Source organism: Streptomyces sp. NPDC046887 (assembly GCF_040644755.1).
GTDB lineage: Bacteria > Actinomycetota > Actinomycetes > Streptomycetales > Streptomycetaceae > Streptomyces > Streptomyces lichenis.
Window position 1 is genome coordinate 101121 of record NZ_JBEYXH010000004.1, and the last position, 16464, is coordinate 117584.

The 16464-nt window shown below is 73.3% G+C and carries 11 protein-coding genes; 9 read left to right on the forward strand and 2 right to left on the reverse strand.

Translation table 11 applies throughout. The features are described 5' to 3' along the window. The first annotated feature begins 170 nt into the window (after positions 1 to 170). The 8 genes from ABZ945_RS06445 to ABZ945_RS06480 all read left to right on the forward strand — a co-directional run bounded on the left by ABZ945_RS06445 (position 171) and on the right by ABZ945_RS06480 (position 11301). Complete coding sequence (locus ABZ945_RS06445) at positions 171 to 2786, forward strand: aldehyde dehydrogenase family protein (protein ID WP_361264834.1); 2616 nt, start codon at positions 171 to 173, stop codon at positions 2784 to 2786. Next, positions 2783 to 4477, forward strand: coding sequence for a thiamine pyrophosphate-binding protein (locus ABZ945_RS06450; RefSeq protein ID WP_361264837.1), 1695 nt, complete (start codon positions 2783 to 2785; stop codon positions 4475 to 4477). The genes ABZ945_RS06445 and ABZ945_RS06450 overlap by 4 nt, the downstream gene beginning before the upstream one ends. Further along, positions 4474 to 5736, forward strand: a complete 1263-nt coding sequence (gene fabF / locus ABZ945_RS06455) for a beta-ketoacyl-ACP synthase II (protein WP_361264840.1) — start codon at positions 4474 to 4476, stop codon at positions 5734 to 5736. The genes ABZ945_RS06450 and fabF overlap by 4 nt, the downstream gene beginning before the upstream one ends. A gap of 10 nt (positions 5737 to 5746) precedes the next feature. Next, a complete protein-coding gene (locus ABZ945_RS06460) occupies positions 5747 to 7663 on the forward strand; it encodes a condensation domain-containing protein (RefSeq protein ID WP_361264843.1) in 1917 nt (638 codons plus the stop codon). Continuing rightward, positions 7660 to 8907, forward strand: coding sequence for a pyridoxal phosphate-dependent aminotransferase family protein (locus ABZ945_RS06465; RefSeq protein ID WP_361264847.1), 1248 nt, complete (start codon positions 7660 to 7662; stop codon positions 8905 to 8907). The genes ABZ945_RS06460 and ABZ945_RS06465 overlap by 4 nt, the downstream gene beginning before the upstream one ends. Positions 8908 to 8937: 30 nt before the next feature. After that, the gene (locus ABZ945_RS06470) at positions 8938 to 9195 is read left to right on the forward strand and encodes an acyl carrier protein (RefSeq protein WP_361264850.1); all 258 of its coding nucleotides are present in this window, start codon (positions 8938 to 8940) and stop codon (positions 9193 to 9195) included. Continuing rightward, positions 9192 to 9953, forward strand: a complete 762-nt coding sequence (locus ABZ945_RS06475; protein WP_361264853.1) for a glucose 1-dehydrogenase — start codon at positions 9192 to 9194, stop codon at positions 9951 to 9953. Before ABZ945_RS06470 ends, ABZ945_RS06475 begins: the two co-directional genes overlap by 4 nt. 109 nt (positions 9954 to 10062) lie before the next feature. Continuing rightward, a complete protein-coding gene (locus ABZ945_RS06480) occupies positions 10063 to 11301 on the forward strand; it encodes an MFS transporter (RefSeq protein ID WP_361264856.1) in 1239 nt (412 codons plus the stop codon). Positions 11302 to 11310: 9 nt separating this feature from the next. On the opposite strand, the gene fxsT is transcribed toward ABZ945_RS06480, so the two are convergent. After that, positions 11311 to 14427: an FxSxx-COOH system tetratricopeptide repeat protein gene (gene fxsT, locus ABZ945_RS06485; protein WP_361264859.1), complete on the reverse strand. Its 3117-nt coding sequence runs from the start codon at positions 14425 to 14427 to the stop codon at positions 11311 to 11313. 232 nt (positions 14428 to 14659) lie between these two features. On the opposite strand from fxsT, the gene ABZ945_RS06490 reads away from it, so the two are divergent. Further along, positions 14660 to 15001 (forward strand): CU044_2847 family protein, encoded by a 342-nt coding sequence (locus ABZ945_RS06490; RefSeq protein WP_361264862.1) that lies wholly within the window; start codon positions 14660 to 14662, stop codon positions 14999 to 15001. Between the two features lie 103 nt (positions 15002 to 15104). Here ABZ945_RS06490 and ABZ945_RS06495 read toward each other — a convergent pair whose 3' ends face one another. Then, complete coding sequence (locus ABZ945_RS06495; RefSeq protein WP_361265276.1) at positions 15105 to 16424, reverse strand: hypothetical protein; 1320 nt, start codon at positions 16422 to 16424, stop codon at positions 15105 to 15107. Positions 16425 to 16464 lie beyond the last annotated feature (40 nt).

Consider the following 16464-nt stretch of genomic DNA (forward strand, 5'->3'; position numbering starts at 1 on the left):
ATTTTCGTCAGACCTGCTCGACGGCAGCAGGCATTGTCGCGGGATACGGCTTCACGAACATATGTACGCCCGAGGAGCCGAACACCCCCGCCGGCACCAAGGAGCACGAGTTGCCGGTATTCAGGCGCTTGATCTCGCCCGAGGGACGTATCTGGGAGTCAGACGACATCGTGGCCCGTGTATTCGGTGCCACCGAACTTCTTGCCCGGCGCGGTGTCGAACCGGGTTCACGGGTGATGATGAGCGGCGCCAATTCCCCGGAATGGGTGGTCGCACTGCTCGCGCTCATTCATCTCGACGCCTCGGTCGTTCTGGCCGATCACCGAGCCACCCCGGCACAGCGCTCGCGGATCCACGCCCAGGCGCGGGTGGTGCTGGACATCGGCGACGGCGGTACGGGCGGGGGCGCGGTATCGCGGCCCGGCTCCCACCCGGTGGACGGGCCCGAGGTCTCGGCCTGGGCCCGGCGCCAGGACGCCGCCATCTCGTGGTCGTCGGGGACGACCGGCAGCCCCAAGGGCATCGTCCGCTCCGGCCGCTCCATCCTGGACAACCTCGCGCTCAGCGCGGAACGCATGGGGTACCGGTCCGACGACGTCTTCCTGCCGGTCCTGCCGTACTCCCACCAGTACGGGCTGTCGCTGGTGCTGTGCTGGTGGCTGGGCGGGGGGACGCTGGTGGTGTACGGGCCGACCACCCGCCTGGACCGCGCGCTCGCGGTGGGCGTGGAGCACAGCCTCTCCATCGTGGACGCGGCCCCGTCCACGTACTACAGCCTGCTCAATCTGCTCGACCGCCGTCCGGCCCTGGTGGACGAGCTGGAGGGGGTGAGGGCCTGGTGTGTGGGCGGCGCGCCGCTGGGGCGCGACCTGGCGACCCGGTTCCGGGCCAGGACGGGCCGGCCGCTGCTGGACGGCTACGGGGCGACCGAGGTGGGGAACATCGCGCTGGCGACCGCCGCCGATCCGGTCGGGTGCGGCACCCCGCTGCCCGGCGTGGCCGTCGAGGTCCACGACGACCACGGCCACCCGCTTCCCCCCGGCCGGCTCGGCGAACTCGTGGTCCGCAGCGAGGGGCTGATGACCGGTCGGCTGGCCGACGACGGGGAGATCGTCCCGGCGCCGGATCCGGTGCACCGCACGGGTGACATCGGCCTGCTCGACGCCGCCGGCCGGGTCTTCCCGATCGGGCGCAAGCGCGCGGTGCACCGGGACGGCCACACCCTCTACCCCGACCACCTCGCCGAGCGGGCCGCGTCCGCCGGCGCGCGGACGGTGGTGGTCGCCCTCCCCGACGAGCGTCTGGGCTCTCGTCTGGTCTTTGTGATCGCCGACCCGGAGGGCCGGGCGCCCGCGCACTGGAAGCGGGAGCTGCGCCCCGTGTTCGCCCGCTACGAGCAGCCCGACCACATCGTGGTGCTCGCCGACTTTCCCCTTTCGCACACGGGAAAGCCGGACCTGGCCGTTCTGGAGAAGACCGCCATGACCTCGCTGCCCACCCCGCAGAATCCGGCATCCGGCGCGACCGCGCCCGGTTCGACCGCCGGTACACCCTCCCCCGCCACCGAATACCATGTCCCCTGTGCCGACCGGCTGGAGGCACTGCGTGCGGTGCGCCGTTTTGTGGCCGGCAACGAGGACGCGGTACGGGGAATTCTGACCGACATCTCTCCGTACCGTACCGCCGGTTCGGAGATTCGCTCGTTCCTCGCCACCCTTGATGGAGCGGAGGAGGAGATCCGCCGGGTCCGGCCCGGCCGGGTGCCCTTGGCCACGGTCTTCATGCCTTCCAACATCCCGCTCTATTCCTATGCGCTCCATCTGCTCGTGGCGTCCCTTTACTGCGAGAGAATCGCCTTTCGGCCGTCTTCTCAGATCGGCGACCAGATCCGGCGATTACACGAACTCCTGGCACCGGTGCACGGACTGCCCATCGAGCTGGTCGACCTCAGCCAGCGCAAATTCGTGACCGGGCCGGTGCGCGAGGCGGACCTCATCGTCTTCACCGGCGACTACGCCAACGCCGAGACGGTCCGCGAGGGGCTGGCGGAGGACCAGCTCTTCCTCTTCTTCGGCCATGGCGTCAACCCGTTCGTGATCGCTCCCGACGCCGATCTCACCCGCGCCGCGCGGGACCTGATCAGGATCCGGCTGCACAACTCGGGCCAGGACTGCTTCGGCCCCGATGTGGTGTTCACGCCCCAGCGCCGCACCGAGGAGTTCGTCGGCCTGCTGTCCGCCACCCTGGCGTCACTGCGCTTCGGGCGGAACGACGACCCGGGCGCCGACTACGGTCCGATCTACTACGACTCGGCGCTGGTGAACTGCTCCGACTACCTGGTGCGCCACGCACGCCACATCCGGCACGGCGGCCGCATCGATCTGCCGTCCCGCAGGGTCGAACCGACCGTGCTGCTGTGGGAGTTCGAGGACAAGCTGCCGCTGGACGAGATGTTCGCCCCGGTGTTCAACGTGGTGGCCTATCCCAGTGCGCGACGGCTCCGTGAGCGGCTGGCAGGGCCTCCGTTCAGCGAACGCGCGCTGGGGGCGATGGTCTACGGGAACGACCCGGAGACGGTGCGGGTGCTGGCCAAGCGCCATCAGACCTGTGTCGACCACACCCTGCTCGACGCCGAGGACGGCAACCGCCCGTTCGGCGGCTTCGGGCTGACGGCGAACTACGTCTCGTACGGGGGCGAGCGGCACGCCGAACCGCTCCTCATGTCGCAGGCCGTGGCGCGGAATCTTCCGGCGGCCGGCCCCGTCGCGGTGGGAGGTGGGAGGTGACCGGGGTGGGCAAGCGGTACGCCGACGCGTGGTCCGCGGTGGTCGACCTGCTGGTGGCGAACGGGGTGGACACCTGCTTCGGGCTGCCGGGGGACGACCTGGAGCTGCTGCGCGCCCTCGACGCGGCCGGGCTGGAGCTCGTACCGTGCCGGGACCAGCGCAACGCGATGTACATGGCGACCGGTTACGCGTTGCAGTCCGGCCGGCTCGCGGTCTGCGCCCTGGGCAAGGGGCCGGCCGTCACCCATGCGGCCACCGGGCTGCTGGAGGCGCGGGAGTCCGGCGCGCCGGTCCTGGTGCTGGCCGCCGGGGCGCCCGAACGCCGCCGGGGCAGCGGTGGCTTCCAGGAGCTGGACCAGGTCGCGGTGGCGGCGCCGCTGGTGCGGTGGGCGCACCGGATCGGCCATCCCGTCCGGGTGGTCCCTTCGACGGTGACGGCGCTGACCCGGGCCATGGGGCCGCCGGCCGGACCGGTGTATCTGGAGGTGCCCGACGACGTCCGTACGGCGGAGTTCCCGGTCACCGGAGTGCGGCCGACCCTGCCCGAGGCGCTGGCCGTCGAGCCCGTACCGGGCTTGCCTGGACCGCCGTTGGCGGCGCTGCGCGCGAGCCGGCGCCCGGTGGTGCTGGTGGGCGGTGGAATGCGGCACCGCAACGAGGGCGGGGTGGTCGAGCGCTTCGCCGAACGGCTCGGCGCGGCGCTGTTCACCACCGCCTCCGGCCGTGGCGCGGTGGACGAGCGCCATCCGCTGTTCTGCGGACTGGCGGGCCTCTACGCCGCCGCCCCCGCCCGTGAACTGTGGTCCTCCTGCGATCTGGTGGTGTCGCTCGCCGGGCGGCTGGAGGAGACGGCCGTCGAGGGCGGGACGCCCTGGCCCCCGGTCACGGTGGTGCAGGTCAACACCGATCCGGCCGGGCTGTCGGCCGAGTTCCCGGGCCCTCGGGTGCTCGGGGACGCCCGGCAGGCCGTGCTCGGCTGGTCCCGGGCGCTGGAACGGGAAGGGGACGGCGGGGAGGCGGCCGAGGGGTGGGTGGAGCGGATCGCGGACGCCCGTCAGGCCATGTCGGAGGAGGTGGCGGCGGAACTGGCCCGCGCGGCGGCGCTGCCGGAGATCCGGGTCGCCGAACTACTCGCCGCGCTGGACGCCACCGCCGCCGAACCCCGCGTACTGGTCCAGGAGAACGGGCTACAGGACATGTGGTCCTACTGCTTCCCCTTCCACGCGGGCGGCGGCTCCATCGTGCCCTCGGAGCAGACCCCGCTGGGCTTCGGGGCGGCCGCGGCCATCGGGGTGAAGCGGGCCGCCCCGGACCACGAGGTCACCGCGTTCGTCGGGGACGGGGCGTTCCTGGCGGCCCGCGCGGACATCGCCGTCACCGCCGCCTCCCATGGCGGGGTGCTGTACGTGGTGCTGTGCAACGGCGGCTACGGCTGGCTGGACGCCCAGCGGGCCCGCCTCGGCCTGGACGCCGATCGCCATGCCTTCGCCCGCCCCGGCGCGCCGCCGCCCGCGGTGGACCAGGGGCCGGGCCTGCACTGCCGGGTGCTGCGCGACAAGGCCGCGCTGACCGAGGAGATCCGTGCCGCGCGGCAGTTCTGCTCGGGGGGCGGTACGGCCGTGCTGATGGTGCCGGTCGCCCCCGACGACATCGCCCCGCCCCTCCGCGACGCCGAGGTGGTCCCCCAGTGACGGACACCGAGAGCGGAGGGGCTGCCCGGCGCCGGGTGGTGGTCACCGGGTACGGGGCGGTGACACCGCTGGGCCACAGCGTGGCGGAGACCTGGGCGGCGATGCTGGCCGGGCGCAGCGGCATCGACACGGTGGACGCCATCGATGTGACCGGCCTGGAGGTCCGGATCGGCGGCCAGGTCCGCGGGTTCACCCCCGGCCGCTATATGCCCCGGACGGTCAGCCGCCGGGCCGACCCGTGCGCGCAGTACGCGCTGGCCGCGGCGCTGGAGGCCTGCGAGCACGCCGGGCTGGTGGTGGACGAGCGGCTGGCGCCGAGGGTCGCCGTGGTCATCGGCAGCGGCTACGGCCCGGTCGGGTCGATCTACCGCGCCGCCGACACGCTGCGCGACCGGGGGCCACGGGCCATCAGCCCGTTCGCGCAGGTCACCACCGCCATGGACAGCGCGGCCGGGGAGATCAGCATGCGGCTGGGCGCGCAGGGGCCCAGCCGGGCGCAGAGCACGGCGTGCGCCAGTGGCGCCGACGCGCTGGGCGCGGGGATGCGCATGATCGCGTACGGGGAGGCCGATGTCGTCCTCGCCGGGGGCGCCGACGCCTGTGTCACCGCCGTGGACCTCGCGGGCAGCGGCAACGCCCGTGCGCTGTCCCGGCGCAACGACGATCCCGCCGCGGCGTGTCGGCCGTTCGACGCCCGGCGCGACGGGTTCGTGATGAGCGAGGGAGCCGCCGTGCTGGTGCTGGAGGCCGCCGAGACGGCCGAGGGACGGGGGGCGGCGGCCCTGGCCGAGCTCATCGGGTACGGGGCGAGTTCCGACGCTCACCACTGGACGGCCCCGCACCCGGAGGGCCGGGGCGCGCGGCTGGCCGTCGAGGCGGCGCTGCGGGACGCCGGGATCACCGGGGCGGACGTGGACTACGTCAACGCGCACGGCACCGGAACGCTGCTGAACGACGCCACCGAGACGGCGGTGCTGCGCACGGTGCTGGGCGACCGGGTGACCCGGATCCCGGTCAGCTCCACCAAGTCGATGACCGGGCACATGATCGGTGCCGCCGGGGCGGTGGAGCTGGTGGCGTCGATCCTGGCCCTCCGTACAGGGGACGTCCCGCCGACGATCAACTGCGCGGAGCCGATCGACCCGGACATCAACTTCGTCCCGCACCGGGCGCAGCGCCATGAGCGGCTGCGGACCGCGCTCAGCAACTCCTTCGGGTTCGGCGGCCACAACGCCGCCCTTGTGGTCCGGGCGGTGTGAGGTGCCGGGCGTGGACCACCTCCCCGAGCGGGCCACCGCCCCCGCCCCGCGCGGCCGACCGCTGGACTGGGTCCAGCAGTGGCACTGGTACGAGCGGACCATTCCGGCGCCCCGGCGGGTGAACCCGACACCGCTCGCCGACCACTGCCATATCCCGCCCCCGGCGACCGTCGCCGATGTCCACGCGGCGCTGGCGGCCCTCACCGCCCGCCATGAGGAGCTGCGCACCACCGTCGATCCGCTGCGCCCGGTCCGGTATGTGCACCGGGCGGACTGGGCCCCGCTGCCGATCGACCGGCTCGACGTCCCCCTCGCCGACACCGCCACCCTGGAGGCCGCCACGGCGGCGCTGGCCGCCCTCCCGATCGACCCCGAACGCGAACCGCCCTGGCGCGCCCGGGTACTGCTGGAGTCGGGCACCCCGCGCGCGGTGCTGCTGACCGCCCACCATGTGGTGATCGACGGCTGGGGGCTGGCCGCGCTCCTCAGCCAGCTGCACGACCTGCTGCGCGGTAAGGAGGTACCGGCGGAGTCGTTCGTACGTCCGCTGGACATGACCGCCGCCCGGCCCTCGGAGCGCGCCCGGGCGGCGGAGCGCGAGTGGCTCACCCGGCTCGCGGCCAACCCGGCGGGGGTGCTGGCCCCGTTCGGCGGCCGTGCGGACGGCGCCGGGCGCCACCGCCTCCAGCACCGCTCGGTGGAGGCGTACGGGGACCTGGACCGGGTCGCCCGGCGGCACCGGGTCAGCCCGGAGACCGCGGTCCTGGCGGCCCTGGCCCATGAGGTCGCCACCCGCACCGGTGAACACCGGTTCCTCGCCTCGGTGGTGGTGGCCAACCGGGCCCGGGCCGCCCTGCGCGGCAGCGTCGGCGTCCGCGCCCTGACCGTTCCGGTGCAGATCGACCTGCGCCCGGGCGCGGCGTTCGGCGAGGTGGCCGCCTCGGTCGCGGCCGCCTGCGCCACGGCGTACCGGCATGGTCGCTACCACCCCGCGCGACTGGTCGCCGCGCAGGCCCGGATGGACCGCCGGCGCGGTGTGGTGGCCGTCCCCACCATCGAGTACAACTGCTACTCGTGGCCGCGGGGTTATCTGCTGCCGGAGCAGTACACCCCACCCGAGGGGCCCGCCGGCTGGATTCGCAGTGCGCCCGACGAGCCCTGCGACACGCTCTACGCCGATCTCGCCCTGGACGCGGGGGTGTTCACCCTCGATGTCACGGTCGGGGACCAGCTGCTCGACGCCGGGCAGGCCGCCGCGCTGCCGGTCCGCCTCTGCGCTCTGCTGCGGGCGCTCGCCGACGGGGCCGACTGCCCGGTCCCGGCCCGCCCACTCGCACCGGCCGCTCCCGGCTGGTGGCGCGCCCCGCGCGGATGGGTGCGCCTGCCCGCGGTCGAGGAGGTGCTACGGGGCCATCCCGGAGTTCTGGAGGCGACGGTGGCGCCCGACCGGGGGGCCAGGGGGCCGGGCGGTGGACGGCAACTCGTCGCACACGCCCGTACCGCCCCCGGCACCACCGCCGAGGACCTGCACCGCCATGTCCTGGACCACCTCGGCGAGGTGCCCGATCTGATGACCCCGGACCGCTATGTGCTGACCCCGGAAGGCGAAGGCCCCAGGACCACCGACGTGGGAAGCGCACGGGCCCCGTCCCGCCCGCCCGCGACGGCCCCCGAACGGGCCCTGGCCGCCGCCGTCGCCGCCGTGGGGTCCCTCCACGGCCCCGGCGTCGTGGACATGGGCCGCTGCCTCGCCGACCACGGCGTCACCCTGGTCGCCGTCCCCCGTCTGCTGGCGCTGCTCCACCACCGCGGCCTCACCGGGATCGCCTCGGACGAACTGGCCGGGACGGCCTCGCTCGGCCATCTCGCCGCGGCACTGGAGCCCTTACCGACCCGCGCCCCTCGTGGAGGAGACACCCCGCCATGACCGTGTCCCACACCCCCGTACCGTCCGCGGACCGACTGGCCCCCTGGGCCTTCGCCGCCTTCGTCGAGGCCAACACCCATGACACCGCGTACCGCCCGCCGGTGGTGGACGGCCCGGTGGGGCCGACCATCGTCCGCGGCGGCCGCGAGCTGGTGAACTTCGCCAGCATCAGCTTCCTGGACCTGGAGCGCCACATCCCGGTGCGGCGGCACTTCGCCGAGGGGGCGCTCGCCCACGGTCTGAGCACCAGCGGCTCCCGGATGACCCAGGGGATCTGCCGGCCGCACCAGGTGCTGGAGGAGACGATCGCCCGCCGCACCGGCAAGGAGCGGGCCATCAGCTTCGCCACCGGACTGCTGGCCAACATCGGGTTCGTCAACGCCATGAGCAGTTCCGCGCACTTCGACACCGGGATCGAGGTGCGCAACCACGACACCGTGTTCGTGGTGGACCGCGATGTCCACTGGAGCGTCTGGAAGGGCCTGGAAGGCCTCGGCTACGGCCGCAACGTCCACGCCTTCCGGCACAACGACGTCTCCGACCTGGCGCGGATCCTGGACCGGGTCCGGGCCGGTAAGACCGTGGTGATCGCCGAGAGCATCTACTCGGCCGACGGCACCATGGGGCCGATCACGGAGATCCTGGACGAGTGCGACCGCCATGGCGCCATCAGCATGATCGACGACGCCAACGGCTTCATGGTCTACGGGCCGGAGCACCGCCCGTACGCCCGGGAGGCGGCGGCGATCCGGGAGCGGGCCGACTTCGTGATGGTGTCCCTGTCTAAGGCCATCGGTCTGGAGGGGGGCGCGATCGCCGGGCCGGCGGCGGCCATCGACGCCTTTGAACTGCTCTCCGGCACCTCGATGTTCACGGCCGCCATCCAGCCGCCCACCGCCCACGCCGCCACCCGCACGATCGAGGCCCTGGCCGCCGATCCGGCCATCGTGGACGACTATCTGGCGCACGCCGCGCGGCTCCGCCGGCAGATGCACGAGGCCGGTACGGCGACGACGCCCACCGAGTCGTACATGCTCTCGGTGCCGATCGGGAACGACGCCGCCGCCCTGCAGATGCGGGAGTGGTTCGTGGCGGACGGCTACCTCGTCCCGGTCTTCTCCTATCCGGCCGTCTCCCGCAACCAGGCGATGCTGCGCCTCTTCCCGCACGCCGGCCACACCGAGGAGCAGTTGGACGGCTTTCTGCGCACCCTCACCACCTACCGACGGCACCTCGGCGTCTGACGCCGGAGCCGCACCCAGAAGGAGGAGCCCATGCCCCACGCCACCGACATCCTCGATGCCGTCGCCGAGATCGTCGAAGAGGTCACCGGTCTCAACCCCGCCGAGGTCACCGCCGAGAAGTCCTTCACCGAGGACCTCGACATCGACTCTTTGTCGATGGTGGAGATCACCGTGGCGATCGAGGACAGGTTCGGGGTGCGGATCCCCGACGACCGGGTCCCGGAGCTGAGGACGGTCGGCGATCTGGTGGACCATCTCGCCGAGCACCGCGGCGCCGGGCTGCCGTGAGCGTTCTCGACCGCTTCCGGCTCGACGGCCGGGTGGCCGTGGTCACCGGCGCCTCCTCCGGGCTGGGCACCGCCTTCGCCCACGCGCTGGCCGAGGCCGGTGCCGATGTGGTGCTCGGCGCCCGCCGTGCCGAGCGGCTGGAGGCGGTGCGCACGGCGGTCGAAGGGCTGGGCCGCCGGGCCGTCGCGGCACGCACCGACGTGACCCGTCCGGAGGACTGCCGCGCGCTCATCGACGCGGCCATGGAGGCGTTCGGACGGGTGGACATCCTGGTCAACAACGCCGGGATCAGCGGTGAGCGGCCGGCGGAGGAGGAGACCCCCGAGCAGTTCCGCGAGGTCCTGGACACCAACCTCCACGGCTCCTACTGGACGGCCCAGGCCGCGGGCGCGGTGATGCTGCCCGGCAGTGCCATCGTCAATGTCTCCAGCGTCCTCGCCCTGGTCACGGGCGGTCTGCCGCAGGCCGCCTACACGGCGTCGAAGGCCGGGCTCCTCGGCCTCACCCGGGACCTCGCCCAGCAGTGGACCCCCGGCCGGGGCATCCGCGTCAACGCCCTGGCGCCGGGCCTCTTCACCTCTCCGATGACCGACGGCTACCCCGAGGGCTACCTCGATACGGTGAGGGAACGGGTGCTCTCGGGCCGCGTCGGGCGCCCCGAAGAGCTGGCCGCCGCCCTGGTGTTCCTGGTCTCCGACGCGGCCTCCTATGTCACCGGCACCACCCTGCTGGTCGACGGGGGCACCCACATCGCCTAGCGGCCCGCACTCCTCCTTCGACAGACGCCTTTCCCTCAGCAGACCAGGGTGGTATCCCGCTCTTGTACCGTTCGTGCATGTTCGTCAGCACCCGTCCGGGGAGCCGGCCGTGACCACGGAGCCGACCCATGGCCCTGATCGCGGGCTGCGCCGCCTGGTCGTGGGGGAAGGGCTGGCCGCCACCGTCGACGCGCTGTTCCTGGTCTGGCTCACCCTCTTCGTCCTCGAATTGTCCGAGCCAGGCCTGGCCACCGGCTTCGTCCTGGTGGCCGTGGCGCTGCCGCGGGCGGCGCTGCTGCTGCCCGCGGGGGTGCTGGTCGACCGCCTCGGCGCCGCCCGGGTCACGGCCGTGGCCTGCTGGCTGCGGGTCGCCGTCCTGCTCGCGCTCGTCGCCGTGGTCACCCTCACCTCACCGTCGCTGACGACCGTCGCGCTGCTCGCCGCGCTGCTCGGGGTGGCCGACGCCGCGTACTTCCCGGCCGCCCTGGCGCTGGTGCCCGCCGTGGTGCCGACCGGGAAGCTCTCCCGGGTCAACGCGCTGGTGCAGGGCGCGGAGTCGGGGGGCGATCTGATCGGCCCGGCGGTGGCCGCCGGAGTCATCGCCGCGGTCGGCTTCGACGCGACGCTCGGCGGCATCGCGGCGCTGGCCGCGCTGGCCGCCGTAGCCCTGAGCACGCTGGTCCGCACGGTGCGGGGCGCCCCTCCGGACACCGCCGACGCCGACGCCGACGCCGAGGCCGAGGCCGAGCAGCTCAGCAGCCCGCGTGCCCTCGGCGCGGGCCTGGCCTACGCCTGGAACGAACCGCTGATACGGGCGATGCTGGCGGCCGTCGCCCTGATCAACATCGCGGTCGTGGGCCCCGTACTGGTGGGCGGGGCGGTGCTCGCCGAGCAACGCCTCGGTGGCGCGGGCTCCTTCGGCATCGTGCTCTCCGGTTTCGGCGCCGGCTCGCTGGCCGGCTCGCTGCTGGCCGGCTGGTGGCCGCCCACCCGGCGCGGCTGGACCGTGGTCGGCGGGGTCGCGGCGATCGGCGCGGGCATGGCCGGGCTGGCCGCCACCACCCAGGTCGCCGCCGCCACGGCGGTGGTCGGGCTGATCGGCCTGGGGTCCGCGTTCCTCGGGGTGGTCATCGTGGCCACCCTTCAGGAGCGGGTGCCCACCCGGCTGCTGGGCCGGGTGACCAGCCTGGTGGTGCTGGCCACGGTGGCGTTCGACCCTCTGTCCTATGTGGTCGCCGGTGTGCTCCTCCCGTATGGCACCACCGCGCTGTTCCTGGTCTGCGGCGGCGCCGTACTGGCCTGCGCCGGTGTGGTCGCCGTCAGCCCGGCGATCCGCGCCCTGCGCTGAGCGTGCCGGTCACCCGCCTCCCTCGGCAGCGGTGTCCAGTGCGGCGAGCAGCCGGGTGGCGTCGGATCGCCGCTGCTCCCGCAGTGCTTCGGGCAGCGGGCTGGTGGGCAGCAGGTCGAGTGCTTCTCGGAGATGAGCCCGGGCGGCGTGGGGACGGGAGGCCGCGATCTCGGCTCGCGCTGCTTTGACCAGGACCTGTCCGCGGTCGTTGGAGTCGTTCCGGCGGTCGGTCTCCAGCGCCGTGTGAACGTGGGAGAGCGCGCCGTCGGTGTCTCCGGTCAGGGCCAGGGCGAGGGCGTAGTTGACGTGGTAGACGGGCACCGCCCGGTCCAGTCGGGGCTGGGCGAGCTCGACCGCGCGGTGCAGGGCCTGTCGCGCCTCCGCCTTTCGGCCGAGGTCCAGCAGGGTGAGGCCGATGTTGTTCTCCGCCAGGGCGAGTTCCCAGGACTGGGGGCCGAAGCACGCTTCGAGCAGTGCGGCCTGGTCGTAGAACCAGTCAAGGGCCTTGGCGGGGCGGCCGGACCGCAGCAGAAAGATGCCGACGGCGCCCAGGAGGTCGGAGGGGTCCTCGCCGCCGGTGCCGCCGTCGCCGAACACGAGGTGGGTGCGGAGGTGGTCGGCGAGTTCCAGGGCCTGTTCGGTGCGGCCGTCGCCGACGAGCGTCTGGAAGTAGCCCAGGAACGCGCGGTGTGTCTGCCGCGCGTCAGGACCGAGGCGCTCCCGCAGGATGGCGGCCGCCGTTCGCCATGAGTCGACGGCCTGGTCGATCAGCCCTCGGGTCTCGGCGAGACGGGCGGACTCCTCAAGGACCGCCGCATAGGAGGGGTGGTCGGTGCCGAAGCGCTGCCGCTCGGCCTGCTCTGCCACCTCCAGCAGCTCCGCGGCCTGGTCCAGCAGACCGTGTTCGCGGTGTCCGGCGGCCAGGTTCAGCAGCATCAGCCCGAAGTACTCGTCCGAGGGATCCGCGTTCGCGACGCCCTGCTTCATGAACTCGACACCCTGCTGGTGCAGGTCCGGGTCCCCGCCCTCCTCGCCGAGGAAGTAGAGGACGACGCCGTAGTTCACCAGGCGTCCGCCGTGCGGCGGCTGCCGGTGGCGGCGCCGGCGGAACCCGTCGATGGCCAGGGCGCGCTCCAGCAGCTCACGCGCCCGGGGCAGGTCATCGAGGTTGAAGTAGGTCATCGCCAGGTTGTTGTAGCGGGCGGCTGCCTCGTCGGTGTCCGTCTCCCCGCTGCGTTCCTGCAGTTCCAAGCCCTTCTTCGCATGGGGGAAGGCCGTCTGGCTGTCCACCCGGCGCTCCAGGTAGGTGGCGACCCGGTCCAGCAGCCAGGAGGCCTCGGTCAGGGTGACGTTCGACTGCTCCGCGTAGCGGGCGGCGCTGATCGCATGGGCCGCGAGGCGCCCGCAGGCCGGCCAGTGGTCGACGTCATGGGACTCGGCGGGGAAGGAGCGGCGCAGCAGGGCGACGGCGTGGCTCGCGCACTGGGCCCGCTGGGCGCTGCCGAGGGCTATCTCCCGGACCACGGTCTGGACGAGGGGGTGCACGCTGATGGAATCCGAGGTGACATGGGCGAGGGAGTAGCGTGCGAGGTGCGCCTGGGTGCGGGCCAGCCGCAGCGGGTCCTCCAGCGCCAAGCCCAGGCGTGGCGGCAGCGTCCCGTCGGCGGTGAGCGTTTCGGTGGGGAGGTCGTCGGGGGCGAGGAAGGCGAGGAGGCGCAGCAGTTCCCAGGCCGCCGCGTCCTCGGTGCGCAGGCGGTCGAAGGAGATCGACCAGGTCGTGGCGATCGGTGTCGCGTAGTCGGGGCTGCTGGAGTCGGCCAGCAACTCGGCCGCCCGCTCGTCGAGGAGCGCGCGGTACTCGCTCAGCGGCCGGGCGGTGGCCAGGAGGAAGGAGGCCGCGTGTTCCAGTGCGAGGGGCAGGTCGCCGACGGCGGCTGCCAGGCCCTGCAGCTCCTCCTCCCCGGCCGTCAGACCCCGCCGGCGCAGGAACGCGACAGCCGAAGGCCGGTCCAGGGCGCCCAGACTCACCCGTTCGGCAGCGCTGCCCCACTGGGTGTCCCTGCTGGTGATGAGGACATGCCCGGCCCCACCGGGAATCCGGTCGAGCACGGCCGGCGGGTCGTCGGCGCCGTCGATGACGAGCAGCCAGCGGCTGTGGGTGGCCAGCCATCCGCGCAGCGCGGCCGCCGGGTCGCCCGCGCTGTCCTCCAGGGCCAGCGCCGAGGCCAGTTCCCGCAGGTCGGAGTCGAGGGAGGTGGCGCGCGCCAGCCACACCACGTCGTAGTCGGAGGACCGGCGGTGGGCGTGCTCCAGGACCAGCCGGGTCTTTCCGCTGCCACCGACCCCGCACACGGCGACGGTCCCGGGCCTTCCCGGCGCCAGCAGGCCCCGCACCGCCCGCAGTTCGTCCTCCCGCCCGGTGAAGGCGGAGGCTCGGCGCTGGTTGCGGGTGTGCCAGACGGCCAGCCGGGCGGGAGGCGTGGACGGGGCGCGGCGCAGCCGGATGGCGGTGAGCAGCTCCGGTCGGAGCGCCGCGACCCGGTCGGCGGGGATGGCCCAGCCGGTGTCACGCATCCAGGTCTCCCCCGGTGGCGGGTTGTAGCGCTCACCCAGGAGGCCGAGCACACCACCATGGGTGCCGCTGACGAGGGCGCCGCCGCTCATGCCGCGGAGCAGCTGGCGGCTTTCGACCGCCAGCCAGGTGGCCCCGTCGCGCTGGGCCGGACCGATGATCCTGCCGGTGGCGGACAGGAACTCGTACACATGCCCCGGGTCCCTGACCGTGCCGGTCCCCTGGACCGTGAACGGCTCCGCGGCCGGCACGCAGTCCGCCGCGACCAGCCACGCGGCCTCCAGAGCCGGAAGGCGTACCTGGTCGGCCGGGCGTAAGAGCACCAGGTCATGGCGGCGGTCGGGCTCCCCGTCCACCATGACGGGGAAGGAGTACCGCCCGTCGAGAGTGGTGAACCCCAGCCCTCCCCCGCCGGGGCGAGCCGCGATCACATGCCAGCAGGTGGCGATCAGCCCGCTGTTGTGCACGACCACACCGGAGCCGACGGCCTCACCGCCGCACAGCACCCGCCCCGCGAACGGCGCGACACCCGGATTCGGAGATGGCTCCCGCATCAGCCTCCGGCCTCTCGAACACATCCACCCGCGACACCCTGGACGGTCGTCCGGCGATGGTATCCAGCCCGGATCGGGAGCCGGAGTGCTTTCCGCGAACCGCGTCCCCCCGCCCTCCCTCTCCTCCTCCCTCCCTCTCCTCCTCCCTCCCTCTCCTCCTTTTCCCCCCGCACCGCGTCGTTGGACCGTTTCCCTGCGCGCCGACTGCGGCTGTCCCTACGATGCCTCTTCCATGGATGTCATGGAGATCCCGGCCGGTGACGGCAGGGTGCTGATAGAGATTCCCCCGCCCACCACCCCGTACGGGTCGGAGCACACGTCCGTCGCCGACCGGGTCGCCGAACGCGTGGACGCCGCGGTCGTCCGCACCCGCTCGGTCGTCACCCGCATCGCCCAGGAGGTGGCCCAAGGGGTCCGGGACCTCCCCGAATCCGACCGCCCCACCGGCTATACAGTCGAGTTCGGCGTCGGGTTCACCGCCGAGGGCAGCGCCACGGTGGCCAAGGCCGGCGCCGCCGGCACCCTGAAGGTCACCCTGCTCTTCGGCAGCGCGTCCGGGCCCCCCGCCGGCTGAGACACCGCAACCGACCGACCGCCCCGGAGTCCCCGCGTCAACGCACACGGCTCGGGCCCTGGCCGGAATCGCCGGGGCCCGAGCGTCTGCGGCTGGTCGGCGGTCAGACCTTCACCAGGTCGTAGGTGCCGGTGCCGTCCTGCCTGCCGCTGCTGTACTGGCGGAGGAACTCGCCGTCGGCGTAGCGGTCATGGCCGATCATGGAGCCGGTGTACTTGTTCTGGAGGCCGATCTTCCCGGAGCCGGGGACGTCGCGGTAGACGTAGAAGCGCTGGAGGTCGTCCTCCGCGCAGGCGGCCGTCATCAGGACCGCCCGCTCGGTGGCCGGGTTCTGCGGGGCGATGGTCGCGCACCCGCCGTTGCCCCAATTCCACAGGGTCGCCTCAAGGACGCCGTTGTTCTCCGTCACATCGCACAGCCGCCAGTGGTCCAGGTGGGCGCTGAAGATGGTCGAAGGCCGCAGGCGGACACCGTCGTTGGCCAGCAGCGGCGCGCCGAAGGACAGGGGCTTGCCGGGCACGGCGATCTTGTAGACGTCGGTGCCGCAGGTGAGGGCGGCCCGTGCGGTGGCTGCGGTGGCCGGGCCGGCCTTCGCGCTCCTGGTGGCCTCGGTGGCGCTCCCGGCCGTGTGCCGGGCCGCGGTGGCCTCCGCCTTCGCCTTCGCCTCCGCCTTCGCCGAGGGGACCGGGCCCGCCGCGTGCTCGGCGGTGGCGGTGGCGCTGCCGCAGTCCAGCAGGGTCTGCGCCTTGGCCATGATGCTGTGGGCGGGGACACTGTCCTCGCAGCGCACCGCGCCTTCCTCAAGGGTGGTGTAGGTGGTGTAGCTGCCGCTGTCGGAGCCCTTGACCCACTGCAACGTGTAGCTGCCGCCGCCTTGTTGGACGCGGTTGCAGTGCAGGCTGCCGTAGGTGCCGGTGACCTTCTTGGTGCCCTTGTAGAGCCCGTAGTAGCCGGGCTGGACGAAGTTCCAGACGATGGAGTCCGACACCTCGCTGGTGGAGGTGTAGTCGACCTTCACGTTCAGGCCCAGGCTCGCGCCGACCTTGCCGAGGACCTCGGAGCCGAAGCCGCCCTCCACATTGCCGTTGACGCCGACCGAGACCGCGATGACGGTCTGGGTGCTGGTGGAGACGGTGTGGGTGCCGGTCGTGCCCTCGGTGACGTACCAGCCCTTGAAGTGGGTGATCGTCGGTGAGACTTCGGTGGTCTTGATGAACGGATGGCGCTTCCCCAGGTCGGCCGCCGCACACCCCTGCCCCGCGACAGGCCCGGCGGCGGGCGCGGCCTTGGCCGGTGGGGCCGCGGCCGGTTGAGCGAGGGCCGGTTGGGCGAGGGCCGGTTGGGCGGCAAGGCCCATGGCGGTGAGCACGGCGGCCGCGGTGACGGCTCGCCCTAAGCGTCCAACTGCGTTTCTACGGCGCATTGCTGTCATCCCCCTGTTTCCCGGCCGGGTCGGGCCGGTG